The sequence below is a fragment of the Shewanella kaireitica genome (assembly GCF_023284045.1).
In the GTDB taxonomy this organism is placed as follows: Bacteria; Pseudomonadota; Gammaproteobacteria; order Enterobacterales; family Shewanellaceae; genus Shewanella; species Shewanella kaireitica.
Map to the genome: position 1 here is coordinate 253,109 of NZ_JAKIKQ010000001.1, position 23,516 is coordinate 276,624.

A 23,516-nucleotide genomic window follows, 5' to 3' on the forward strand; every position below is an offset into this window, starting at 1 on the left:
AAATGGAATTTATCGAACCATATAAAATCACTGTACTAGTCATGGGCTTAGCCGGATTAATATTTTTTATTCAGCTAGTTATTTTGGATGTTATCGGGCTTAAAACAAAGCACACTCCGGGTCATCCGATCAGCGCTGACCACAACGACTTCCTTTTTCGTGTATCAAGGGCACTATCAAATACAAATGAAAGTGTCGCGATATTTATTCTTTTTGTCGCGTTTTCTATTTTATCGTCTGCAAATCCAGTATGGCTTAATATTAGTGCCATAGTTTATTTGGCTGGTCGTATCGCTCATATGCTATTTTATTACTCTAATCTAAAGCTACTCCGTAGTATCTCATTTTTAGTTAGTTTAATCGGCCTAATGGCAATGTTCGTTGTAGGCATCTTGGCATGGTTTTAGTCAATTAAGCAGAGAAGTGTCAGCTATAGTTAATGATGCATTTACAGTCTCCGCCCGAGCTTGAGTGACTGCTCTGTCGTCGTTGATTATGCCGCGCCTAAGAGACGCTCCCATAAGTGTTGAACTCTAAGAACTTGGCCAATATTAATTGACCACACTGCAACAATAAGCTTGTTAGCTATTGAGCTGAGTTGAGCTATGCAAGCTTCTAAATCATGGATGATTTAGCAGAGCCTATAGGGATATATTCACGGCGACTTGCAAAAGTTCAATGGGGATGAGTTGTATTTGATTGCGATATATTCTCTTAACCCCGCGCTGCTGCACTTAATACATTTAAGCACTGGAGCCACTAAGCTCTCGTTAACGGGTCATCTTCTTCACAAAAACCACTACAAACAACGCAATGGTGAAGCTGCCGGTGAATGCTTCGAATGCGGCGATTGCGCGGGAGATCCCTATGGGGGTGAAGTCGCCGTAACCGAGTGTGGTAAAGGTGACGACTGAGTAATAGATGCAGTTGAGAAAGATAAATAGATTATCGACCAAGCTGTTGTTTAAGCTAAATTGGTGAATTTCACCGTCGAAGTTAAGCCCAGTGAAAAAATACAAAATGGCACTAAACAGGATCAATACTAGCGAGAATCCTATCACCCTTAATGGCGCTTCGCCGTAGCCGCAAAACAGGTCAATCGCTTTAGAGATAAATCGTTTTACGCAACGTTTTGGCATTTGATGGCGGCGCATGGTCAGCTCTTTACGAATATACTCACCTGACATGGCGAACAGCCCTTCACGTTCTGCAGCTTTGCGTAGATCGCGATAGATCTCTTCTGCCTGCTCAAAATAGTCCATGGCTTTTTCTGTGTTACCACATTTTTCAGCCGCTAGCGCGAGCTTTTCCTGACGCAGGATCTTGCCTGCATGCATGTTCTCTATTTTGGATCCAATCCATTTCACTCCCAGCAAATTACAACCATTAAGATTGGCGCAGTGTAGGTTAGCTTCTCGTAGATCTGCCTTCATTAAACTGGCATCGGTAAGGTTAATATTAAACAGGTGACCGCCACTTAAATCGGCGCGATAGAGCTCGGCGTTACTGAGATCGTAGCCAACTTTTTGCTGGTGGCGCACCAGATCTACTCCACTAAGTTTGGCATGGTTGAGGCTGATGCCCCTAAGTTGCCCACCACGCCTGGCGTATTGTTCAAGCTGTTGAATATCTTCGGGTCTGTCTTTAATAAACTTTGGGTCGTGCCAGTAGCACAAGCCTGAGTCACCTGCGGGTTCTCGGCAAGTGTGGTTATTTTCCTCATGATAACGGCATATCAACGCTTGGTCATGTGTTGGCGGCATTCGCGGATTATGGGCTCTGCATTCACTGGTCTTTTCAGTATAGAAGTTGTTGCTGTTTTCAGTGTTTTTTTTGTTTCAGAGACTTTTGAGATATGGTGCTTATTTTAGCTATGTAGACTGTGGCTGCTTATCTTTCATCTAGAATAGGTTAACCACAAAACTACGGTTTACTGGTTGTGTTGCAGCTCAAATTTCGGTGACTAAGAGCAATCAGCAGAATACGAAAACAGCTTAAAAGTCACTTTTTAGCGCTTTAGCTAATATTGTTGAATAAAATTGCTGTTTTGATCGGTTTTGCGGCTAGGTTTCAACCCATGCATAGGTTAAAATAGCGGGTTTTCTATCTGTATATAATTGAGACGCTTGCAAGTCATTGCTTGTCGTCGGCAAAACTAATTAAAAAGTTGGCTAAATCATGTTTGAAGTAAATCCAGTTAAGTTCAAAATCAAGGAGCTCGCTGACCGTACCGACCTTCTTCGGGGGTATCTTTGACTACGATGCTAAAAGTGAGCGTCTAGAAGAAGTTAGCAGAGAACTTGAAAGTGCTGAGGTTTGGAATAATCCTGACAATGCACAAGCGCTAGGTAAAGAGCGTTCCGCACTTGAAGCGGTAGTGAAGACTATCGACGATATGGATAGCGGTTTAGAAGATATTGAAGGATTACTTGAACTTGCTGTTGAAGAAGATGATGAAGAAACCTTCAACGATGCAAGCGCTGAATTGAATGACCTTGAGAAACGGTTAGAGGAACTTGAGTTCCGCCGTATGTTCTCTGGTCCACATGATGCAGCCGATTGTTATTTAGATATTCAGTCTGGTTCTGGCGGAACAGAAGCGCAAGATTGGGCCAATATGGTACTGCGTATGTTCTTGCGTTGGGGTGAAGCCCACGACTATAAGCCTGAACTGATTGAAGTGACTGATGGTGATGTTGCTGGCATTAAAGGCGCTACCATTAAGTTTACTGGTGAATACGCCTTTGGCTCACTGCGTACCGAAACCGGTGTACATCGTTTAGTGCGTAAGTCGCCGTTTGATTCATCGGGCAAACGTCACACCTCTTTTTGTTCGGTGTTCGTTTACCCAGAGATTGACGATTCGATTGAGATTGATATCAATCCGTCTGATCTTAGAATTGATACTTACCGTGCATCAGGCGCGGGTGGTCAGCACGTGAACAAGACTGAATCTGCGATTCGTATTACTCACGTGCCAACCAACACTGTGGTGCAGTGTCAGAATGATCGCTCGCAGCATAAGAACCGTGATGCTGCGATGAAACAGTTAAAAGCGAAACTGTATGAGCTAGAGATGCTTAGACAGAACGCTGATAAGCAAGCCGCCGAAGATGCCAAATCAGATATTGGTTGGGGGAGCCAGATCCGTTCATACGTGCTCGATGATGCACGTATTAAAGATCTGCGTACTGGCGTTGAAAACCGAAATACCCAGAGCGTTTTAGATGGCGATCTGGACAAGTTTATTGAAGCTAGCCTTAAATCTGGCCTTTAACGAGAGAAGAAGATGACTGAACAAACACAAGATGAAAACAAGTTAATTGCAGAACGCCGTGCCAAGTTAGAGCACATTCGCGCGAACTGCCCTGCAAACGGTCACCCGAACAACTTCGATCGAAAACACAAAGCGGCAGATATCCAAGCTGAGTATGGTCACCATACTAAAGAAGAGCTTGAAGGCATGGATGTTCAACGTTCAATCGCTGGTCGTGTTATGGCTAAGCGTGGCCCATTTTTGGTTATCCAAGATGTGAGCGGACGTATCCAAGCTTATGCGGGTAAGGATGTTCAAAAAGATCTTAAAGCCACTTTCCAAGGTCTAGATATCGGTGACATCATCGGCGTGACGGGCAAGCTGCACCTTTCTGGTAAAGGTGACCTTTACGTGAACATGGAACAGTACCAGTTGCTAACTAAAGCACTGCGTCCACTGCCTGAAAAATTCCACGGCTTGTCAGATCAAGAAACTCGTTACCGTCAGCGTTACGTTGACTTGATTGTTAATGAAGAATCTCGTGAAGCCTTTATCATGCGTTCAAAGGTTGTTTCAGCAATCCGTAACTTCATGATCAAAAAAGAGTTCATGGAAGTTGAAACCCCAATGATGCACAGCATCCCAGGTGGCGCTTCAGCTCGCCCGTTTGAAACGCATCATAATGCCTTAGATATGGCTATGTATCTGCGTATCGCACCGGAGCTGTACCTTAAGCGTTTGGTTGTTGGTGGCTTTGAGCGTGTATTTGAAGTTAACCGTAACTTCCGTAACGAAGGCTTGTCTCCTCGTCATAACCCAGAATTCACTATGATGGAATTCTACATGGCGTACGCTGACTATAAAGATCTGATGGATCTTACCGAAGAGATGCTAAGCTCTATTGCCACTGATCTGTGTGGTTCAACTCAGCTGCCATACGGTGAGCATACGGTTGATTTTGGTGGCCCTTACGCGCGTTTAAGCATGTTGGATGCGATCAAGAAGTACAACCCAGATAACGAAACGATTCAGTCAATGACTTATGAAGAAGTTAAAGACGTTGAGTTTATGCGTAACCTTGCGAAAAGCATCGGCATGACAATCGAGAAGTTCTGGACTTGTGGTCAGCTACTTGAAGAGATCTTCGGTGAAACTGCTGAGCCTCAGCTAATGCAGCCTACTTTCATTACTGGGTACCCTGCAGACATCTCTCCGCTGGCACGTCGTAATGATGAAAACCACTTTATCACTGACCGTTTCGAGTTCTTTATCGGTGGCCGTGAAGTGGCTAACGGTTTCTCTGAGCTTAACGATGCAGAAGATCAAGACAACCGCTTTAAAGCACAGGTTGATGCTAAAGATGCTGGTGATGACGAAGCAATGTTCTATGACGCAGATTATATCCGCGCACTAGAACATGGCCTGCCGCCAACAGCGGGTCAAGGTATTGGTATCGACCGTTTGGTGATGCTATTTACTAACACGCACACTATTCGTGACGTGATCTTATTCCCAGCGATGCGCCCACAAGGCTAATTGTTAGGAACGTGTCTTTTGCTCTTTGAGTAAAATAAAAAACCAGCCAATCGGCTGGTTTTTTTATTACCGAATATTATTCGATAAATTGTACTGGTTGGTATTACTTAATAAAGCATACCTTTGCACCACCGCGATACTCGCAGTAACAATCGACAGGGTTAGCTGCACAGTAGCGTTGTTCATCTTGCATTGGGTTAGCATTAACCGCTGCGATCAATCCAGCGCCAAAAGATAAAGTAGTCAGTACTGTCAGTAGTTTAGTTTTCATAATCATCCTTAATTAAGACCAACTGCAAACATCTAGCCTAGTCAATTTATTCGCGCCGAATTGCGCGTTACAAAATTAGCATAAACGACTATGTAAATGAGATTCAATAACCTAAAAGTCTAATTTGTTGGCTGGCCAAATTTCCTATACATGTGCAGCTAAATTTTTATAAAATATAATCTGTTAAGGCTTTAAAAGGTAAGCTTAACAGTTAAAAATTTAGTGATAGAGCACACAGAATTGATTCGAAAACGGTTAACTCGGTTGGGTATCACATACAAATAAATAGGCAGCATGCTAGCCTCATCAATAGAGAATGATGGCTCTAGATACAAGAGAAACACTGAATACCATAAAGGTATCAGGAAGATGATGACTTTTTAAAAGGGTTTATCATAATGAAAAAAGTTTTATTGGCGGGTCTTTTAAGCTGCTTGATTGCAGGACAAGCAAGCGCAGAGCAGTTAGACCAAGATGTGGCATTAGGCATGGCAAGTCTAATGATTTGTACCACATTTTATGCTGAACATGGCATGCAGATAGAAGGTAGTATTGTCGGACAGTCTGCCATGGCACATAGAGGTGCTGGTATTGAAGATATGGTGATGTCAAAGGAGACAAGTGACGCACTGGATCTCTATATGAAGCACTTCCAAGCGGCCAACAAACAACAACAGGTTAAGATCTGTGATGCTGCAATAACATTTGCTAGAGAAAGTGAATTTGTTAAAGCGAGTTAGTCTTGATTGAGACTTACAGGCTTTAGTTGCTCACCGATATTAATCCGAATTAAAGCAGCTAAGCCTGAGCTTAACTGCTTTTTTTATAACTGAAATATGTGCTCCGCTTAGCTAAAGCTGTTTAAACGCGTTAGCTATTGAGATTAGAAACACTCTCGTCGACAGAGTGCTTCTATTGACTGACATAAGCGTCCAGTTAAAGCAGGCGTGCAAGACGTTCAACTTAGGCTATAAAAACATTAGACAAAATCCGGTGCATCGAGTGTTTTGCCACTCATGTCGCCGGTTACAGCTGCAACGTAGGCGTTTGCTGTATCTGCAGCAGATAAACCTGACGTTGTATCCATGCCCATCATTGCCATGGTTTCCTTTACAAAGATAGGTGCGACGACGTTAACACGCAGTGTATCGAGTTCTAGTGCTGCCGCTTTTACAAAGCTCTCTAAAGCCCCGTTGGCCATACTGATAACGCTGCTACCATGCATAGGCTCACGTGATAATACTCCAGAGGTGAGGGTAACCGAACCGCCAGTGTTGATAAATTGTTGACCAATTCGAATCAGGTTGATTTGCCCCATGAGCTTGTTCTGTAGCGCTAGTTGATAGTCTGCTTCGGTCAGCTCATTCAATGCCGCAAACGATGCTAATCCAGCAGTAGAGATAACGGCGTCTACCTTGCCTACAGAGTTGAACATCGCGTTAATGGATTTAGTATTGCCAAGGTCAACCTGCACATCGCCGCCACTAAAACTAGCTGTGATGACTGTATGCTCAGGCTTAAGAGCAGTTTCTACTGCTGCGCCGATAGTTCCAGATGCACCGATAAGTAATATTTTCATGTGTTGCTCCAAGGTGATTCGTTGTAGATGATGGAGTCACTATAATTGTTCATGTATATTTGATAAATAACCTAAAAATGAAATGAATATTCTCCAAATGAGAAAAATAGATCTATTAAAAGCTATGCGAAGTTTTGTCATCGTGGCTGAAAGAGAGAGTTTTACTGAGGCGTCGCGAGAGCTGAATATTGTGGCGTCGGCGGTAAGTAAACATGTATCTGATTTGGAAAGTCATTTTTCATCACAGCTGCTATATCGCACCACCAGAGCGATGCATTTAACCAGTGAGGGCGAATATTACCTCGAGCAGTTTAAAGAGATTATTGCGCGGATAGATAGTCTCGAAAATATTGCCAGTGAAAGGCTGCAGCAAGTAGCAGGGCAACTGACTATATCCGCGCCTCAAGGGAGTGCGGCATTAGGTTACCTGCACAGCACTAGCGAGTTTATTAAGCGGCATCCTGATGTACGGATCTCATGGCTATTCTTAAATCGTTTCGTCAACATGGTTGAGGAGGGGGTGGATTTAAGTATCAGAATTGGCGAGCTTGCGGACTCTAATTTGATTGCACGGCAATACACCTCTATTAAGGTGCATTTTGTTGCGAGCCCTGACTATATTAAGCTACATGGTTTGCCTAAACATCCGAGAGAGTTGAGCCAGCATCAATGTGTGCTTGATAGCTCGAACCGTCAGCCAGGTCGTTGGCGCTTTAATGAAGCGGGCAAGGAGTCGACGATTACTGTAAAAGGTTTTGTGCAGGCCAATGACGGTGAAGTTGCTGCGAGATTTGCCGCTGATGGCCATGGAATCGTTTACCTGCCTTCATTTTTGATGCAGCAGTATTTAGATTCTGGTGAACTTTGCCCAATTTTAGAGGATTATGAGTTTGATGAAACGCCTGTTTCACTGGTATTCCCAGCCAACAGATTGATGAATCCTGCCCTTAGAGCGTTAATCGAATTTCTTATTGAAAAAAAACCAGCCTAATGGCTGGTTTTTTAGCTGATAGATAATCAAGGCTATGAGTGACTATTGACCTTTTTTGAACGGCTGATAAAAGTTAGTGCGGTGATGCACAGCAATATCTTCTAGGGCTAATGGACCATCTTGCCAAGGGTTACCATTGTCATAGAGTGACTCAAGTACGTAATAACGATTACCATGTAGACCTAATAACTGCCAACTTCTGTACTGACGATATGAGCAGTTACTATCGCTTCGAGGATCGCAATTACTGCTAGTTGGATTACCATTTTGCCATTCAAGCGAACGGTACAGAACCACTCGGTTGTTTTCCATATACCATTGTAGCGGAGTTGTTTTGTACAAAATGCTGCCATCTGCAGAAGTTGCTTTTAGGTTCGCGCTACCGTCGGCTAACAACTCCCATTTGATCCCATAACCCATGACATCATATTTGGGCTGACTGCTGCTAAAACCATGATCCCAGTTACCCACCAAATCACTGGCTTGCCAGCTCGATGTTGATAGTGTGGTTGCCATATTAGTGTACTGTACATTGATCTCCCCTTTTTTATATAGGGCAAATACCGATGCGCCACCTTTACGGTCAGAGCGATCGTCAAACAGTTTTAGCCAACGAATGCTATAGTCAGCGAAACTCATTGTGAGTGCGCCATCAGCATCGATAAGCCAAGTGAAATTAGCATTATTTTCCAACACCGAACCGCTGCCATTATCATCGAACTGATAAGTCATTGCAGGTAAGCTATCTTGCAGGCGGTTTAACTCAAGTGCGGTTTCAGAATAATGTTCAAAGACAATAGATTGTCCTTGTAGATCTTTCTCTTGCCAGACTTCTATATCTTCGATATTAAAGGCTGTGAAATACATCTCTTCATCGATGATTTCGTTAGCAACCTCAATGCCATTATCTCTATCTACGCACACACGATGACGCTTAAAGATTTCGACTGCTTGTTGCACACCTTTAAAGCGCCCCTTGATCATCTCAAAACGTTTATTTATTGGTGTATAGGTGCAATTGGCTGGATCTTGAACCCCTTCTATCCAATCAGACTGAACTTGCGTTGACCAAGATGAGGCATCAACTACAATGCCACTCCCATCAACCGACCAACTCGCTGTAATGATTTCGTCAAGACTCTGCTGGGTGAAGAGACCATTTTCTGCAAAGGTGTAGGATAAGTTAAATGGCAGGCCTAATCTAACAGTGCCAGGTGCACTGGCTAAGGTCGCGTAGTAGGTTTTACCATTTGCTAAAAATTCACTAGCCTTATTGCCAGTGTGTTGTTTTTGTTGGCTTAATAATGAGTCAAACAGCGCTTTACCTGCATCGTCGGCATAGATATCACTTAAATATTCTTGGAGTCCTACCATGCCATTGCTGGTTGGTAGTGTTTGGTTGGTATCCGCCGCATAACTCAATGCTGTCGCTATTTCTAACAGTAACTCTGTATCAATATTTTTATAACGTGCGGCAAGTGCCTTGGCATCAACTTCTGCGTCAGTAATAAAGTCACTATCGCCAAAAAGGGTGACTAAATACAGGTAGTCAGCAGTGGTCAAACTATTGAGGTCGGCTTTTATATTGCCATTCGCTGTTGAAGTCTGTTGTAGCGCAGCGGCTTTTTTTGCTAACGCTTTTGATGCTGGCTGAGCTTGGGTGACATTTTGCAGCAACTCAGCAATTAGCCCGGTTCGAACAAGTGGATTTTGAGCTATGTCTGCACTCAGTTTGTAGGAACCTTGTTGTTGCAACATATCGATATCTACAGGCAGAGTATAATTACCATTGGCGTCAGTTGTGGTGACAAAGTTTTGCTCATTTAGCGTTAATGTAATATCGGTATCACTAATGAGATTACCATTGTTATTGGCATTACCTGAGAGTTCGATGTTGTGATGGGTGTTGTTGAGAGTGAAATCGAGTAACAGCTCCGTTGATTCGCCGTTGTCATCGGTGGCGGTAAATTTAAGCTGTCCTGTTTCAGCCTGAGCAACCTTGGGCATTGTTATCGTGAGTGTGTCGCTCATTTCACCTGAAAGTGCAGCGGTACTGCCCGAGACCTGCTGCCACTGGGTTGCTGTTATATCACCATCTTCATCTGCGACTGTGGCTATTACAGTGTAAGTCTTGTCTTCATCGAATTGATTGAGAGGTTCAATGCTCACGGTTGGCGCTAAATTGTTGAGCAGTGCTACATCAACTGAAGTAGAGGTTGTAGCGCCTTCATTGTCTGTAACGGTGAGCTTAAGTGTTACGCTTTGGTCTTCGTCGACAGAGGGAATAGTTAAGTTGACATTAGCACTATCAGTATTGCTCAGTTGTACCTCAATACCCGCGGTTTGCTGCCATTGATAGCTAGAGATGCTGCCATCGCTATCTGAAGCACTAGCATTGATTGTCAGCGATAATCCTTCTTTAACTGTCAGCCCTGCAATGGGTGCTATTTGTGGTATCTGGTTCTGGGGAGCGGGCGTTGATTCATCACTACCGCCACCGCACGCTGTTAACGCCAATGTAAGAGGCAATACAACTAATGAAGTGAGTGTTCTTTGAGACATACGTTACCTTTTTAATAATTATTATTTGGTAAACCTGTTGCCCACATAAAGATTGGATACTGCTCTAATTCCTTTTTAAGCACTTACAATAAATATGTAGTGTTTAAGGTTGTGGCTAATTACAAATAGCTGCCGTGAATTTACATTGTCATAACTAAAAGGCAACTAAATTTATTTGCCAACAGTTTAGTTAGGGTTTATCGACTGAATTTGTATCTTCATACGGTTATTTATCTTAGCTGGGGAGTAAGAGGTGAACTTTACGACTGCAGTTTGGATCTAAAAAGTAGTTTTCTGTTGATATAGTAAAGGATAAGGCGTGATTCTTTACAAGAATATTTATTTATTTGTATAAAATCAAGGTATTACTTATTTAGTTTTTTGGATTTAATGACAGCGAATTCTCTACATCAAATTAACCCAATAACGACTTGGGATATTAAATGTTAACCTTGGTTGAACATTGAGCGACTGTGAGCTAAATAGGCTTTAGATAAGATGGGTTGCGTTGAATATTGCAACGTTACTGCTTAGCAACCACTGTCGTTCATGACCGCGAGTATCATGGTGGTAATAAGGTGGGGTTTATTAAGTCATTTGTCGAATACTATCGACAAAAAACCAGCCTGACGACTGGTTTTCTATTGGATTTTAGAATCTTATAAGCTTGTTTTTTCCTCTGGAGTTTCAGCCGTTTTGGTGTTTATTGCTGGGGTAAAATGCTCTGCACTAATGGGTAAGTTTTTAGCAGAGTTGGCTGCATAGCGAGTTATTTTCTTATGGATTGGCTTTTGAGCAAGAGTTGCTAATATCTCTTTATAGCGGCCATTTTTGCTGTTGCTTAATACTTTACATAGCCAAGCAAGGGAGTCTGCAAATTGGTCATTTTGGGTGTCTTGGTTGTCCCAAATATACTGCGCGATATGATCGAGTGTTACTTGATCGGTTAATGGTAGTTTTATTGCCTCTCTAGCGGCGCTGCGAATTTGAGTGACATCATTGCTGACAAGGCGAGAGAGTAGATCGCGAAAATCTGCAGAAACTGCAGAAATATCAGCATCAGTTTGTTTTGATTTTAGGTCAACCAGCCAATGTGTCTTCTCATACCTAAGTTCCATAGATCCAAAGTTAATGTACGATAAGCGCAAATTTTGAAACGTCTGACGACCAATAAAAGGGCGTCTATAACTTCGGATATACTGTCCGACCCCATCTGGCTGCCCAAGCAATGAAAGTACCACTTCTAAGGTGTCGCCAACTTTTATTCTTTTGAAGTTTTCAGCGGTCGCCCGAATATGCTTAGGGTCACTCAACGCTACTTGTGCAGTGTAGTTTGTAGCATCAAATTGTAGCTCTTCAGTATTGTTGAGTTCTTTGATTGCCCCCTTAAAGTAGCGCCTTACTTTACTCGATTGTGCCAGCTTTAACTGTTCGTTTAACAGTGTTTGGTATCGCCCTCGCTGACTTTCACCAATGGCTTTCGCCAGCCAAGAGATAGTGTCGTCAAACTCTGCATTACTCTTGTCACCATTGTCATTCATTGACCAAATGGTAAAGGCGGCTAAATCCCATAGCTCGACATTATCAGGTAGATCATGGTGTAGCGCTTTGGCACCCAGTTTTACATTCTGCAAATTATTACTGTTGAGTAGGTTTGCGTAGACAGATTCTTTACTGTCAAAAGCTGCATGAGCACTGAAAGTAAATAGCATTAAAAGGGTAACGATGAGCTGTTTCATTTTGAGGTGTGTCCATTATTAGTAGTCAAACGTAAATGTCTGAAAACCTTCCTTAGTTAGCACTATGATGACTGAAATTCGTCAGAGCTTCAATTAATTGCCACTGCTGCTATTTAGCTCGGACTGCTGTGCGCATATGAGGGGAGCGAGCTTTTCACCGGTGATACCACGGGAGTGTCTAATAGAGGTTGTTCGCCTAAAGCTGTTTTGGATAAATTGAGTGTTGATATTAACGATTATTTTCGTATGAAAAACCAGCTATCAATCTAAAAGCTATCATGCTAGGTTAAAATGTAAGCGGTTACATTTATGCTTCAGTGAAATTTAACCATATTTACGATCTACAAAGTGACACCATTTTACTGTGGTGTAGTGCTAAGGTGCTTCAAGGATGCAACAACAAATCATAAAGGGACGCTCGGGTTTAGTGCAGCAATCCTCTAGTCAAACCATCTCCTTAAAAGAAAAACTAGGTTATGCCTGTGGTGATGTCGCCTCTAACTTTTACTGGCGGGTGTTTGATGTTTTTCTATTTATTTTCTATACAGACGTGTTTGGCTTATCACCGGCCGTAGTCGGCACAATGATGTTGGTCACGCGAATTATTGATGCCTTTTCAGATCCTCTCATGGGCGCATTAGCGGATAGAACTAACACACGTTTTGGAAAGTTCAGACCCTACCTTATATGGGGGATCTTGCCTATTGCCGCTGCGGGCATACTGACATTTACTGTCCCTGATTTAGATGAGCCGGGCAAAATTATTTGGGCTTACGCCACATACATTTTGATGATGCTGGCCTATACCTTTATCAATGTACCTTATGGTGCGCTACTCGGGGTTATCACCGCCGATACTCAGTCTAGAACCGCGCTGACTAGCTTTCGCTTTATTGGCGCTTTTTCTGGCGGAACCTTGGTGGCTTATCTCACCCCTGAATTGGTGAGTTGGTTAGGTCATGGTGATGAGGCATTAGGCTGGCAATTAACCATGATGGTCTATGGGGTTGCGGCAGCGGTGTTATTTACAATTAGTTTTGCTACCACCACTGAGCGTATTAGGCCAGCAGCGCATCAACAAACGCCTATCAGGCAAGATATTAAAGACCTATTTAGTAATCGCCCTTGGATAATCCTATTTTGCTTAGCGCTCATTATCATGATGACAATCTCGCTGAGAGGCAGTACTGGCACCTTTTATTTTAAATATTACGCCGAGCGCGAAGATCTCATCGGCAGTTTTGCCATGGTGTATATGCTGGCCTTGGCGACGGGGGCTGCACTCACACCGTTATTGACTAAGTGGTTCGATAAGCGCCGTTTACTGCTTATTTTGATGACGGCTGTGACGCTGTTATCGGCGCTATTTTATTTTGTACCTAAAGAGAGCATCGGCTTGATGTTCAGCTTACAGGTTTTGATAGGTTTGTGCTTGGGGCCAAAATCACCGTTGGTATTTTCAATGTATGCTGATACCGCTGATTATTCTGAATGGAAGAATAAACGTCGTGCCACGGCAATGATTTTCTCTGCCGCCTCTTTTGCACAAAAGCTTGGCGGTGCGTTAGCGGGCGGAATGATAGGTTGGTTGCTTGCATCGATGGGTTATGTTGCCAACCAAGTTCAAAGCGGTGAATCTCAACATGGCATTGTATTATTGATGACTCTGCTACCCGCACTGTTCTCCTTGTTATCATTGGTGGTGATTCGAATGTATCCATTGGATGATGCAGCGCTGCAGCAGTTACAGCAGGAATTGATTGAGCGCCACCATGGGGAGTTCGAAGATGCCCGTGGTTAATGCTAACGCACCTCTTTTCTCTGTGAGCCAGCACAGTGTGCAGTTAAATAGCGCCACCGAGATGCCCAAAGCTGCGGGCTTCTTGTGGAATAGACAGATGATGTTACATATGAATTGTCGCGGTTACGCTACCGCACAATTCATGCAGCCAGAACCGGCAAAATACAGCCATGGACCCATGCTAGAAGCTAAAACGTTTATGCAGCCTGAGCATAGTTATTTTGCGCATCATCCAGGGCGGTTTTTCTATATCAAAAATGAAGATACTAACGAGCTTTTTTCCGTGCCTTATGAGCCAGTTCGATGTCGCTCGCAATCTTTTAGGTTTGTGCAAGCTAGCGCTGCAATAGCGTGGCAGGTCGAGTGTTTTGGCTTGTCGGTTTCAGTTGAAGTTAATTTGTCCGCGAGTGACCCGCTTGAGATGTGGCAGTTCGAGGTCAGAAACACTCGCAATAGCGCAGTTAATATCAGTATTTACCCGTATTTCTCGATTGGATACATGTCATGGATGAATCAGAGTGCATCTTTTGACTCTGCTATTAATGGCATTGTGGCGACGAGTGTTACGCCTTATCAAAAGGTGGAGGATTATCCAAAGCAGAAGGGTTTTAAAGATCTAACCTTTTTAATTGCCGAGGATAAACCCGATAGCTGGACAGCAAACCAAATTGGCTTTGAAGGAGAGGGCGGCTTGGCCAATCCCGACGGAATCAATACTCAGCTATTGGCCAGCAAAGTTAGCGCTTATGAGCCGCCAGTCGCGGTGATGCAGTATCGTCATCGGCTGCTACCAGATGAAATTAAACGGCATCGGTTTGTGTTTGGACCGGCGACTAATAAAACTGAGGTTAAGCAGATCCTTCAACGCTATTTTGGTGAACCCAAAGCATTTTCTACGCAGCAACAGCGCTACACGGATTATATTGAGTCTGGTAAAGGTTGTTTAAATATTAATAGTGGTGATCCGCTGTTCGATCCGTTTTTTAATCAATGGTTGCCGCGGCAAATGTTTTATCACGGTGATGTCAATCGCTTGAGCACCGATCCACAAACACGTAATTTTCTGCAAGACAATATGGGCATGAGCTACATCAATCCTACTACTGCTCGGCAATCTTTTTTATTGGCGGTGTCGCAGCAGTTATTTTCAGGTGCGATGCCCGATGGAGTGTTGCTAAGTGAAATTGCAGAGCTTAAATATATCAATCAAATTCCCCATACAGACCACTGTGTATGGCTGCCTATATGCGTGATCGCCTATCTCAATGAGACTGGAGATATTTCGCTGCTAGATGAGCAGGTTAAGTTTGCTGACAGTGAGCAAACCTTGAGTGTGCATCGCCATATTGAGTTGGCTTTAGGCTGGTTAATACAGCGTAGAGATAACCGTGGCCTTAGCTATATTGAACAAGGTGACTGGTGCGATCCAATGAATATGGTGGGTCATAAAGGGCGTGGAGTGTCTAGTTGGTTATCTTTGGCGACAGCATTTGCACTGCAGCAATGGGCTGAGATAAACCAAAGGTTAAATAAAGATAGCCAGCGTCTGCTCGCAACTGCAACTGAAATTAATGCTGCGGTGAATCAACATTGCTGGGATCAAGACTGGTTTGCTAGGGGAATAACCGATGACAATGTTGTCTTTGGTGTTAAGGCTGATGCAGAAGGTTCTATCTACCTTAACCCGCAAAGCTGGGCACTAATGAGTAAGGCAGTTGATGCCGAGCAAACCACGAAAATACTTGCTGCCGTTGAGAAACAGTTGATGACGCCCTATGGTCCTATGATGTTGGCCCCGGCCTACACTGCAATGCGTGAAGATGTGGGGCGGCTAACGCAAAAATATCCAGGCTCAGCTGAGAACGGCAGTGTTTATAATCATGCAGCGGTATTTTATGCCTATAGCTTATGCTTGATTGACGAGCATCAAAAGGCGTTTGAGATCCTAATGAAAATGCTGCCTAGTCAGCAAGACGCGTTTATTCGAGGCCAGTTACCTACTTTTATCCCAAACTATTATCGCGGCGCATTTTTTCAAAATCCTCAACAAGCAGGCCGTAGCAGCCAGCTGTTTAATACCGGTACTTTGGCTTGGTATTACCGCTGCATTGTGGAAGAGATCGTCGGGGTGAAAGGTGAGTTAGGTTGTTTGGTTATAGAGCCGCATCTTCCAAAAGAGTGGCCGAAAGTAGAACTGCGACGAATGTTTAATGGGATAGAGCTGCATCTCAAAATTGAGCAAGCTGCGGTTGAGCAAATGAGCATTAAGGTGAATGGTGAGCAGATTTACGGTAATCGTTTACAAGGGCTGGTCGAAAATAAAAGTTACCAAGTGGAAGTGCTGGTCCCAAAGACTGCTGCGCAGCAAAATGCTGTCATGGAGGCTGTATGAATACCAGCTCCGCACTGCCGCAATTGATTATAGTAATGGGCGTTAGTGGTTGCGGTAAATCAACACTAGCGCGGCGACTTGCAAACGTATTGGCTGCTCAATTTATTGAGGCTGATGATTTTCATAGTGCTGCAGCTAAGGCCTGCATGGCACAAGGTATTGCGCTAACTGATGAGCAGAGGCAGCCGTGGATTGGCAGGCTTTTGCATCAGGTTAATAACCTGACTGAGCTGCAAACGACTGTTTTGGCATTTTCTGGACTCAAAAGATCACATCGAGATTGTTTTAGGGCGCTCGGTTATCGCACGCTGTTTATCTGGTTAGCCGTCGATGAAATTGAGGTTTTACAGCGGCTCAGCAATCGCAAAGATCACTTTTTTCCAGCTTCATTATTGAAAAGCCAGCTTAGCGCGTTGGAGCAGCCGACAGATGAGCTCGATGTTTTAATACTGTGTCAGAATGAGAATATCGAAGAGCAAATAGTACGGCTCTTAAAAGTATTTTCAGTAAAGGTTATCGATAACAAGCTTGGAGTATAAACAATGATCTCGTCAGATAAATACTTAAATCCATGGTTGCCACTGGCGCTATTGCTGACTACATCAATAACTAGTTTTGCCTATGAAGCGCCTTTTGCTGTGAATGAGCCGATAATTGATGCGGTTGCTAATGAGTCTATTTGGCAGCAAGCCAAATGGTACAATATTGATCAGCTTATTTTGGGGAAACCGCCTAGCCATGATGACTTTAGCGGGCGTTTTAAGCTCGCATGGACTGAAGAGCACTTGTATTTATTGGTGGAGATCACTGACGATATTTTGTTTGATCAACATGCTGATCCTTTGAAGAGTTACTGGGACGATGATTGCCTAGAAATTTTTATTGATGAAGACCATTCTGGTGGTGAACACCAGTTTAACTTTAACGCCTTTGCTTATCATATCGCACTGGATAACCAAGCTGTTGATATCGGCCCGAATTATCAAGATGGCCAAATGCAATTTTTGTTGTTAAATCAGCATGTAGAAAGTCGCTGGCAACGGCAAAGTACAGCTGATAATAGGATTGTTTGGGAGGTTAGCATAGAGGTGCATGATGCTAGCTTTTCAGTGAGTGGAGTAAACAACTCTAGAGTCAGCTTAACAGATGGAAAAACCATGGGCTTTATGTTGGCTTACTGTGACAATGATGGCTCAAAAGAGCGGGAACATTTTATTGGTTCTGAGGCCATTAAAGCGGTCAATGGCGACAAAAACCTCGGCTACAAGAATGCTGATGTGTTTGGCGAACTAAAGCTATTGAAAGCGGTGCCATAGCAAAAGTGCATTGCTAGACAGCTAGCAATGCACTTAAAAATAAATGAAATGACCACAGTGTTACGGCTTACTTGCCTTTGTAACTAATGCGATAGATAGCATTAGCCGCATCATCAGAGATCAATAATGAACCATCATTTAGGGTCAACACTGCAGCGGGTCTACCCCAACTCTGCTCTCCTTGCAGCCAACCTGAGGCGAACACATCTGTGTGCGCGACTTGGTTACCATCAAGCTTCACATTAACAATACGGTAGCCCACTTTACTGCTGCGATTCCAAGAGCCGTGCTCCGCAATAAAGATACTGTTTTTGTAGCTTGCTGGGAATTGTTTGCCCTGATAAAACTCCATACCTAATGCGGCCACATGGGCGCCAAGGTTAAGCGTTGGTGGCTGGTTGTTAATACTACTGGCTTTCTTACCAAACTCAGGGTCGAGAATATCGGCGTTATGTATATAGGGAAAACCAAAATGTTGTCCCTCTTTAGTCACATGGTTGAGTTCATCATCGGGTAGATCATCGCCCATCATGTCGCGGCCATTATCGGTAAACCATAATTCGCCAGTGTGTGGGTGAAAATCAAAACCGACACTGTTGCGAACTCCATTAGCCACAGTACTGACTTGCTTAGTGTCAACATTGAGTTTAATGATACTGGCAAAAGGAGCGGCACTTTCACACACATTGCAGGGCGCGCCAACGGGGATATAAAGCAAACCGTCAGGACCAAAGCGGATGAATTTCCAGCCATGATGTGACTTATTAGGCAGCTTGTCATACACCAATTCTGGCTCTGGTATTTTAGGCAGGCTTGCTTCTATATCACGGTAACGCCAAATCTTATCCACCTCAGCGACATACAAATCGCCTTGGTGAAAAGTAATCCCTGATGGCAGAAAAAGATCGCTGGCTACTTCAAACATCACATCAGCTTGGCCGTCATTGTTACTGTCTATTAGCGCATGGACTTTGCCTGCTTTGCGGCTACCAACAAACAGTGTGCCTTTATCTCCAAGAGCCATCTGCCGTGCATTTGGTACATTGGCTGCGTAGGTGGATATTTCAAATCCCGCAGGGACGGTTATTTTATCAATTGGTAGCGCTGCATTTGCGATTGAGGGCAGTAGTAAACTCATTGAAACGGTCAGTTGTTTTAGCACAGGCTTCATCCTTGTTATTGTTATCTTTCCATAATAGGGCTAAGTGGCAACAGATGAAAAGTACCTGTTCGATCACAACCCTTATTTTATCTAGCTAATGCGCTTTAGTTACTGCTGAGTGGGTCGCCAATTAGTGTAAAGGTAATATATACATCCAATTTGCAATATAATTACTCGCTAATGCTAATAATGGTTAGTAGATTTGTCTTTTTACGATAAAATAACTGATTAATTACCTGTAAATGTTGGCCTTTCAAGAATAATCTGGCAGGTTATATCTTGTAGTCTGAATTTTGAGCTGATATTTGGTAGTCACTAGGTGGAGCGTTGAATGATAGAGATTGATGTCTCAGATACTCAACAAGTTCAGTGGGGAAGCTCCATTGAGATGCTTGCGCGTGTTTCTAGTTGTGGGGTTGCGCTATTAAGGATGGGCCATGATGGCTGTTTTGATGTGCTTTGTGCAACAAGGGTGAGTGACTCTTGTTTAGACCGCCTCTGTCAAAATTGCACTCAACAAACTTTTTTGAACTCAAAGCCATCAAGCTCTGCAATCCCCTTAAACCCGCAAAAAGTGATTAGACCTATTGCGGCCAATGACCAATATTTTGAAATTGATTTAAGCTGCTCAATGCCTATCTATTGGCCTTCACAGGCGCTATTCGGCTATCTCTGTATTATCCTAGAAAAACCTCAAGCAGCTGCCACTTTAAGTAAGGCTGATTTAAGACTATTGCTCAAACAGTCTGCCGATAGCATGGAGTTGGATCTAAGCAAGCTTTACCGTGATTATATTAAGGGGATTCAACGTAGTGGAGACAAGCAGCAGAAGGTGAGTTTGCAGCAATTTATCGACGCAATGAAAGAGCATGTGTGGATGAAGGATGCTGATGGCCGCTATATTATCGTTAACCAAAGCGTCGAGATAGCCTGGGAGCTATCAAGTGAACAGATCCTTGAACATACCGATGAAGAGTTGTTTCCCCCACAACTGGCGCAGCAGTTTATTGAAGGCGATAAAGAGTCCATCACCAAAGGCGTGCAAGTCACGGCGGGTGAGTGCAAAGGGCTGGATATTGGTAATGTCGAATCTTGGTTAGAGACCACTAAAGTGCCTGTTGTCAGTGAGGCTGGAGAGCTTTCCGGTATTATCGGGATCTCCCGTAATATCTCGACACATAAAGCGGCGCAAGATCAACTCGAACTCGCATCTCGGGTATTTGAAAACTCGGTTGAAGGGGTGTTAATCACCGATGTCGATGGCATCATTATTGATGCCCATGGTGCTTATACTGAGATTACCGGCTTTGAAAAAAGCGAGTTAATTGGCCAAAATCCACGGGTGTTTAGCTCCGGTCGTCATGATAAGGCTTTTTTTGAGTCACTGTGGCAATCTTTGCTGATGACAGGAAGATGGCACGGAGAAATTTGGAATCGGCGTAAGAATGGTGCGGTATTCCCACAACTATTAACCATTAGCGCAGTTTATGGTGATGAACATCAGATCCGCTATTTTGTTGCCGTGTTTGCTGATTTATCGACCCAGAAAAAGAATGAGGCAGAACTCGCCCAATTAGCCTTCCATGATCCGTTAACTAAGTTACCTAACCGGATGGCGGTTACTTCTCGCTTAGAACAAGAGATCAGATTGGCAAACCGCAGCGAATATCAGTTAGGTGTTATTTACATCGACGTAGATCTGTTCAAACAAGTTAACGAGAGTTTTGGTCATGTTATTGGTGACGAGGTGCTGGTTGAGTTAAGTCAGCGTTTAACGTTAGCTATAGGCAGCCTGGCAACCATCGCACGCCTTGGCGGTGATGAGTTTGCAGTAATATTACCTAATATTGAAAGCAACGATATGCTATTGCTGCGGCTCAGTAAACTGCAGCAGATTTTTGAACGGCCCTTTATGCTAGGTGAACATGCGCCTGTGAGGCTTACCGCAAGCATGGGGGTTGCCCTCTACCCCCAAGATGGTCGTGACTCGAGTACATTATTGGTTAATGCTGATGCGGCTATGCACAGAGCCAAACAAGATGGCCGTAATAACTACGCTTTTTATACTCAGTCTTTGACGTATGAATCGGTCGCCCACCTTAAGTTACAAAGTGCGCTGCATGATGCGCTGGCTCAAGAAGCTTTTTACTTGGTTTATCAGCCAAAAGTTGATTGTCAGACGAAGGCGTTAAGCGGTTTTGAAGCACTACTTCGCTGGAACGATCCGCTTTTAGGTAGTATTTCTCCGGCTATTTTTATACCTGTTGCAGAGAAGATAGGTCTTATTCAGGAAATTGGACGTTGGGTATTACAGCAAGCATGTGAACAGGGGGTTAGTTGGCTGGCTGAGGGTAAAGATTTTGGCCGTATCGCGGTCAATGTTGCTGGGCCGCAGCTGCAACGACGCACCTTTGTCAATGAAGTCGCCGATGTGCTTAAGGCGACTGGATTGCCAGCAAATCGTCTTGAATTAGAGGTGACAGAAAGTTGTATGATGTCAGATCCTGAATCGGTTGGGCGTGATCTTGTCTTGCTGGCGGATATGGGAATTATGCTTTCAATTGACGACTTTGGTACCGGCTACTCTTCGCTTAATTACCTTAAAAAATTACCGATAAATAAGCTGAAAATCGATCAAGGCTTTGTCAGAGATATCCCTGAGGATGCCAATAATACCGCTATCGCTAAGGCGGTTATTGCATTGGGTCGCTCTCTTAACTTGAAGGTGATCGCAGAAGGGGTTGAAACGCCCGAGCAAGCAAAGTTTTTTGCCGACAATGGCTGCGATGAAGCCCAAGGTTATTTGTTCAGTAGACCTAAAGCTGCATCTGAATTGGAACACTTTTTTAAAATACCATATTGCGCCTAAGGCCTTGGCTCTAGCGCCGCATTAAAATCTGATAGAGGCGTGACATCGCCTGCTTGCATGTCATCAATAAATATATTGCCAATTCTTACTCTGACCAACCTAAGTGTGGCAAAACCTACTGCAGCGGTCATCTTTCTTATCTGACGATTTTTACCTTCACACAAGGTTACTGAAATCCAACTCGTTGGCCCATGGCGGGGATCGCGAATTTTACGTCCTCTTGCTGGTAGCTGTGGTTCCTCAGCCAACCTAAAAGCATTGCAGGGTAATGTTTGATACTTCTCGCCGTTAATACCGATCTCTACACCTAGTTGTAGCGCAGTTATCGCGCTGGCTGTAATATCACCATCGACTTGCACGTAATACTCTTTTTCTATGCCTTTACTGCGAATTTGATGACTCATCATACCGTCTGTTGTGAGTAACAATAGCCCCTCTGAGTCATGATCTAGCCTGCCTATTGCCATGGTTTTGTCTGGGAAGTTAAACAGTTCGCCCAGCAGTTTCTTGCGCTTACGAGTTTCAGGCAGAAACTGACTTAAAAAACCATAAGGTTTATAGATTTTAAAGTGCTGATGACTGATGTCATCATTAATAGCGCAGGCTTGTTCTTGATCGTTTAACGACATGCAGATGCTCTTAATCAACGGAGTTAATCTTTTAAGGAAAGTTCATTATAAACCCGTTCAACTTGAAGATGCAGAATTCAGTGGGAGTTTAATGGACTTTAATCACGGCATTGATTGCTATTAATGTTCGTTCCCTTAGTAAAACCGATAACACAGAGTAAAGCCCATTTAGTCTGTGTAGTGGCTGTGTAATACTAATTTTTATATCAAGCCATTAATAGTAATGACAGCGTTGTCATTTAAGGTTATAGTTATGTTACATAACGCGTTGGTATAATTAGCCGCTGTTATCCCTGTTTCTGTTGTCAGCATATTGTACTGGCATCGCAGTGACTGTTAGGTATTCACTTTTATTGGATCAATTTATGCAAATCGTAATATTAAAAGATAGTGCTGCAGTCGCGGCCTATGGCGCAAATATTTTTATAAAACAGCTGCAGAAGAGATCGCACTCAGTGCTGGGCTTAGCAACAGGGTCAACACCAGTATCGCTTTATCAGCAGCTGATTGAAGCGACTAAGGCTGGCAACATTTCATTTTCTAATGCCACGACTTTTAATCTTGATGAATATCTAGGTCTTGCAGGCTCTCATCCGCAAAGTTACCGTTACTTTATGAAGCAGCAATTGTTTGATCATATCGATATTGATCAAGCAAACACTCACGTCCCCCCAGGTGATGCTGCTAATCCTATTACGGCTTGCCAAGGCTACGAGCAACAGATTAAGGCTGCGGGGGGGATCGACATCCAGCTATTAGGGATAGGCCGCAATGGCCATATTGGTTTTAATGAACCGTCATCGGGTTTAATGTCGCGCACTCGAGTGAAGACGTTAACTAAAGCAACAATTGACGATAATGCCCGTTTCTTTGACGCCGATGAGTATCAACCGCACCTGTCGATTACCATGGGTATTGGCACCATCATGGATGCAAAGAAAGTCGTGCTATTAGCGACTGGCGCCAATAAAGCTGAAGCGATTAAGGCGACAGTTGAAGGTCCGTTAACTGCTGCATGCCCTGCATCGGCGCTACAGATGCATAAAGATGTGGTACTGGTGATAGATGAAGCGGCGGCAGCTAGTTTGTCTGATTGTGATTTTTACAAGCATATAGAGGCTGAAAACCAGAAACTAATGGCTAGGCTCGGGCTGTAAAGGTCGTCAAAAATTGTAGGACAAATCTAATTAGTAAAAAGGGACGAGCTAAGGCTTGTCCCTTTTTGGTGTAGGGCTTGAGTAAGTTACAGCTCTTTGTCGTGAGTGATTTAAGCATCACCAAACTAGGCTAGCGAACCACCTCAAATACCACCACTGTTCATATGTTAATTATTTGTATACTCTTTATTGGTTAAGATAATTTGTTAGGCCAAAATTAGGCTTGCAAGAGCAATAGCCCTTAATCACTTATTAG

The 23,516-nt window shown here is 43.5% G+C and carries 18 protein-coding genes; 11 read left to right on the forward strand and 7 right to left on the reverse strand.

The window, feature by feature from the left end; all coding sequences use genetic code 11:
- The first annotated feature begins 2 nt into the window (after positions 1 to 2).
- Positions 3 to 407 (forward strand): MAPEG family protein, encoded by a 405-nt coding sequence (locus tag L2730_RS01005; RefSeq protein ID WP_248972881.1) that lies wholly within the window; start codon positions 3 to 5, stop codon positions 405 to 407.
- A gap of 363 nt (positions 408 to 770) precedes the next feature.
- Here L2730_RS01005 and L2730_RS01010 read toward each other — a convergent pair whose 3' ends face one another.
- Entirely contained in the window at positions 771 to 1,763 is a 993-nt protein-coding gene (locus tag L2730_RS01010; protein WP_248972882.1) for a pentapeptide repeat-containing protein, read from the reverse strand.
- A gap of 415 nt (positions 1,764 to 2,178) precedes the next feature.
- Between L2730_RS01010 and prfB the strand changes: the two genes are divergently transcribed.
- Both prfB and lysS read left to right on the forward strand, forming a co-directional pair.
- A protein-coding gene (gene prfB / locus L2730_RS01015) for a peptide chain release factor 2 (protein ID WP_248972883.1) occupies positions 2,179 to 3,277 on the forward strand; the annotation gives its coding sequence in 2 pieces (ribosomal slippage) (positions 2,179 to 2,253 and positions 2,255 to 3,277; 1,098 coding nt in all).
- Positions 3,278 to 3,289: 12 nt separating this feature from the next.
- Positions 3,290 to 4,792 carry a lysine--tRNA ligase gene (gene lysS, locus L2730_RS01020; RefSeq protein WP_248972884.1) on the forward strand — a complete coding sequence of 501 codons (1,503 nt, stop codon included), beginning with the start codon at positions 3,290 to 3,292 and terminating at the stop codon, positions 4,790 to 4,792.
- 103 nt (positions 4,793 to 4,895) lie between these two features.
- On the opposite strand, the gene L2730_RS01025 is transcribed toward lysS, so the two are convergent.
- Positions 4,896 to 5,063, reverse strand: a complete 168-nt coding sequence (locus tag L2730_RS01025) for a hypothetical protein (protein ID WP_248972885.1) — start codon at positions 5,061 to 5,063, stop codon at positions 4,896 to 4,898.
- Positions 5,064 to 5,461: 398 nt separating this feature from the next.
- Between L2730_RS01025 and L2730_RS01030 the strand changes: the two genes are divergently transcribed.
- Entirely contained in the window at positions 5,462 to 5,803 is a 342-nt protein-coding gene (locus L2730_RS01030; protein ID WP_248972886.1) for a hypothetical protein, read from the forward strand.
- A 239-nt stretch (positions 5,804 to 6,042) separates the two neighbouring features.
- On the opposite strand, the gene L2730_RS01035 is transcribed toward L2730_RS01030, so the two are convergent.
- Positions 6,043 to 6,642, reverse strand: a complete 600-nt coding sequence (locus L2730_RS01035; RefSeq protein ID WP_248972887.1) for a short chain dehydrogenase — start codon at positions 6,640 to 6,642, stop codon at positions 6,043 to 6,045.
- A 97-nt stretch (positions 6,643 to 6,739) separates the two neighbouring features.
- Here L2730_RS01035 and L2730_RS01040 point away from each other — a divergent pair, with 97 nt between their 5' ends.
- Positions 6,740 to 7,633 (forward strand): LysR family transcriptional regulator, encoded by an 894-nt coding sequence (locus L2730_RS01040; protein ID WP_248972888.1) that lies wholly within the window; start codon positions 6,740 to 6,742, stop codon positions 7,631 to 7,633.
- A 42-nt stretch (positions 7,634 to 7,675) separates the two neighbouring features.
- On the opposite strand, the gene L2730_RS01045 is transcribed toward L2730_RS01040, so the two are convergent.
- Positions 7,676 to 10,195 carry a PKD domain-containing protein gene (locus L2730_RS01045; RefSeq protein ID WP_248972889.1) on the reverse strand — a complete coding sequence of 840 codons (2,520 nt, stop codon included), beginning with the start codon at positions 10,193 to 10,195 and terminating at the stop codon, positions 7,676 to 7,678.
- A 659-nt stretch (positions 10,196 to 10,854) separates the two neighbouring features.
- A complete protein-coding gene (locus L2730_RS01050) occupies positions 10,855 to 11,934 on the reverse strand; it encodes a hypothetical protein (protein WP_248972890.1) in 1,080 nt (359 codons plus the stop codon).
- A 391-nt stretch (positions 11,935 to 12,325) separates the two neighbouring features.
- Here L2730_RS01050 and L2730_RS01055 point away from each other — a divergent pair, with 391 nt between their 5' ends.
- The 4 genes from L2730_RS01055 to L2730_RS01070 are packed head-to-tail and all read left to right on the forward strand — an operon-like array spanning position 12,326 to position 17,443.
- Positions 12,326 to 13,735 (forward strand): MFS transporter, encoded by a 1,410-nt coding sequence (locus L2730_RS01055; RefSeq protein WP_248972891.1) that lies wholly within the window; start codon positions 12,326 to 12,328, stop codon positions 13,733 to 13,735.
- Positions 13,722 to 16,127, forward strand: coding sequence for a GH36-type glycosyl hydrolase domain-containing protein (locus L2730_RS01060; RefSeq protein WP_248972892.1), 2,406 nt, complete (start codon positions 13,722 to 13,724; stop codon positions 16,125 to 16,127). Before L2730_RS01055 ends, L2730_RS01060 begins: the two co-directional genes overlap by 14 nt.
- Complete coding sequence (locus L2730_RS01065; protein ID WP_248972893.1) at positions 16,124 to 16,666, forward strand: gluconokinase; 543 nt, start codon at positions 16,124 to 16,126, stop codon at positions 16,664 to 16,666. Before L2730_RS01060 ends, L2730_RS01065 begins: the two co-directional genes overlap by 4 nt.
- Positions 16,667 to 16,669: 3 nt before the next feature.
- On the forward strand, positions 16,670 to 17,443 hold the full coding sequence (locus tag L2730_RS01070) for a CBM9 family sugar-binding protein (RefSeq protein ID WP_248972894.1): 774 nt from the start codon (positions 16,670 to 16,672) through the stop codon (positions 17,441 to 17,443).
- Positions 17,444 to 17,510: 67 nt separating this feature from the next.
- Here L2730_RS01070 and L2730_RS01075 read toward each other — a convergent pair whose 3' ends face one another.
- Positions 17,511 to 18,614, reverse strand: a complete 1,104-nt coding sequence (locus L2730_RS01075) for a PQQ-dependent sugar dehydrogenase (RefSeq protein WP_248972895.1) — start codon at positions 18,612 to 18,614, stop codon at positions 17,511 to 17,513.
- A 322-nt stretch (positions 18,615 to 18,936) separates the two neighbouring features.
- Here L2730_RS01075 and L2730_RS01080 point away from each other — a divergent pair, with 322 nt between their 5' ends.
- Positions 18,937 to 21,474: a putative bifunctional diguanylate cyclase/phosphodiesterase gene (locus L2730_RS01080; protein WP_248972896.1), complete on the forward strand. Its 2,538-nt coding sequence runs from the start codon at positions 18,937 to 18,939 to the stop codon at positions 21,472 to 21,474.
- Here L2730_RS01080 and L2730_RS01085 read toward each other — a convergent pair.
- The gene (locus L2730_RS01085) at positions 21,471 to 22,103 is read right to left on the reverse strand and encodes a pseudouridine synthase (protein ID WP_248972897.1); all 633 of its coding nucleotides are present in this window, start codon (positions 22,101 to 22,103) and stop codon (positions 21,471 to 21,473) included. The genes L2730_RS01080 and L2730_RS01085 overlap by 4 nt on opposite strands.
- 365 nt (positions 22,104 to 22,468) lie before the next feature.
- On the opposite strand from L2730_RS01085, the gene nagB reads away from it, so the two are divergent.
- Complete coding sequence (gene nagB, locus L2730_RS01090; protein WP_248972898.1) at positions 22,469 to 23,260, forward strand: glucosamine-6-phosphate deaminase; 792 nt, start codon at positions 22,469 to 22,471, stop codon at positions 23,258 to 23,260.
- Positions 23,261 to 23,516: the final 256 nt, after the last annotated feature.

Coding starts and splice junctions, on each gene's coding strand:
- L2730_RS01065 (WP_248972893.1), top strand. CDS start 16,124: ATGAATACCAGCTCCGCACTGCCGCAATTGATTATAGTAATGGGCGTT.
- L2730_RS01050 (WP_248972890.1), bottom strand. CDS start 11,934: ATGAAACAGCTCATCGTTACCCTTTTAATGCTATTTACTTTCAGTGCT.
- L2730_RS01060 (WP_248972892.1), top strand. CDS start 13,722: ATGCCCGTGGTTAATGCTAACGCACCTCTTTTCTCTGTGAGCCAGCAC.
- L2730_RS01035 (WP_248972887.1), bottom strand. CDS start 6,642: ATGAAAATATTACTTATCGGTGCATCTGGAACTATCGGCGCAGCAGTA.
- L2730_RS01010 (WP_248972882.1), bottom strand. CDS start 1,763: ATGCCGCCAACACATGACCAAGCGTTGATATGCCGTTATCATGAGGAA.
- L2730_RS01005 (WP_248972881.1), top strand. CDS start 3: ATGGAATTTATCGAACCATATAAAATCACTGTACTAGTCATGGGCTTA.
- L2730_RS01085 (WP_248972897.1), bottom strand. CDS start 22,103: ATGTCGTTAAACGATCAAGAACAAGCCTGCGCTATTAATGATGACATC.
- L2730_RS01040 (WP_248972888.1), top strand. CDS start 6,740: ATGAGAAAAATAGATCTATTAAAAGCTATGCGAAGTTTTGTCATCGTG.
- L2730_RS01030 (WP_248972886.1), top strand. CDS start 5,462: ATGAAAAAAGTTTTATTGGCGGGTCTTTTAAGCTGCTTGATTGCAGGA.
- L2730_RS01025 (WP_248972885.1), bottom strand. CDS start 5,063: ATGAAAACTAAACTACTGACAGTACTGACTACTTTATCTTTTGGCGCT.
- L2730_RS01070 (WP_248972894.1), top strand. CDS start 16,670: ATGATCTCGTCAGATAAATACTTAAATCCATGGTTGCCACTGGCGCTA.
- L2730_RS01075 (WP_248972895.1), bottom strand. CDS start 18,614: ATGAAGCCTGTGCTAAAACAACTGACCGTTTCAATGAGTTTACTACTG.
- L2730_RS01080 (WP_248972896.1), top strand. CDS start 18,937: ATGATAGAGATTGATGTCTCAGATACTCAACAAGTTCAGTGGGGAAGC.
- lysS (WP_248972884.1), top strand. CDS start 3,290: ATGACTGAACAAACACAAGATGAAAACAAGTTAATTGCAGAACGCCGT.
- nagB (WP_248972898.1), top strand. CDS start 22,469: ATGCAAATCGTAATATTAAAAGATAGTGCTGCAGTCGCGGCCTATGGC.
- L2730_RS01045 (WP_248972889.1), bottom strand. CDS start 10,195: ATGTCTCAAAGAACACTCACTTCATTAGTTGTATTGCCTCTTACATTG.
- L2730_RS01055 (WP_248972891.1), top strand. CDS start 12,326: ATGCAACAACAAATCATAAAGGGACGCTCGGGTTTAGTGCAGCAATCC.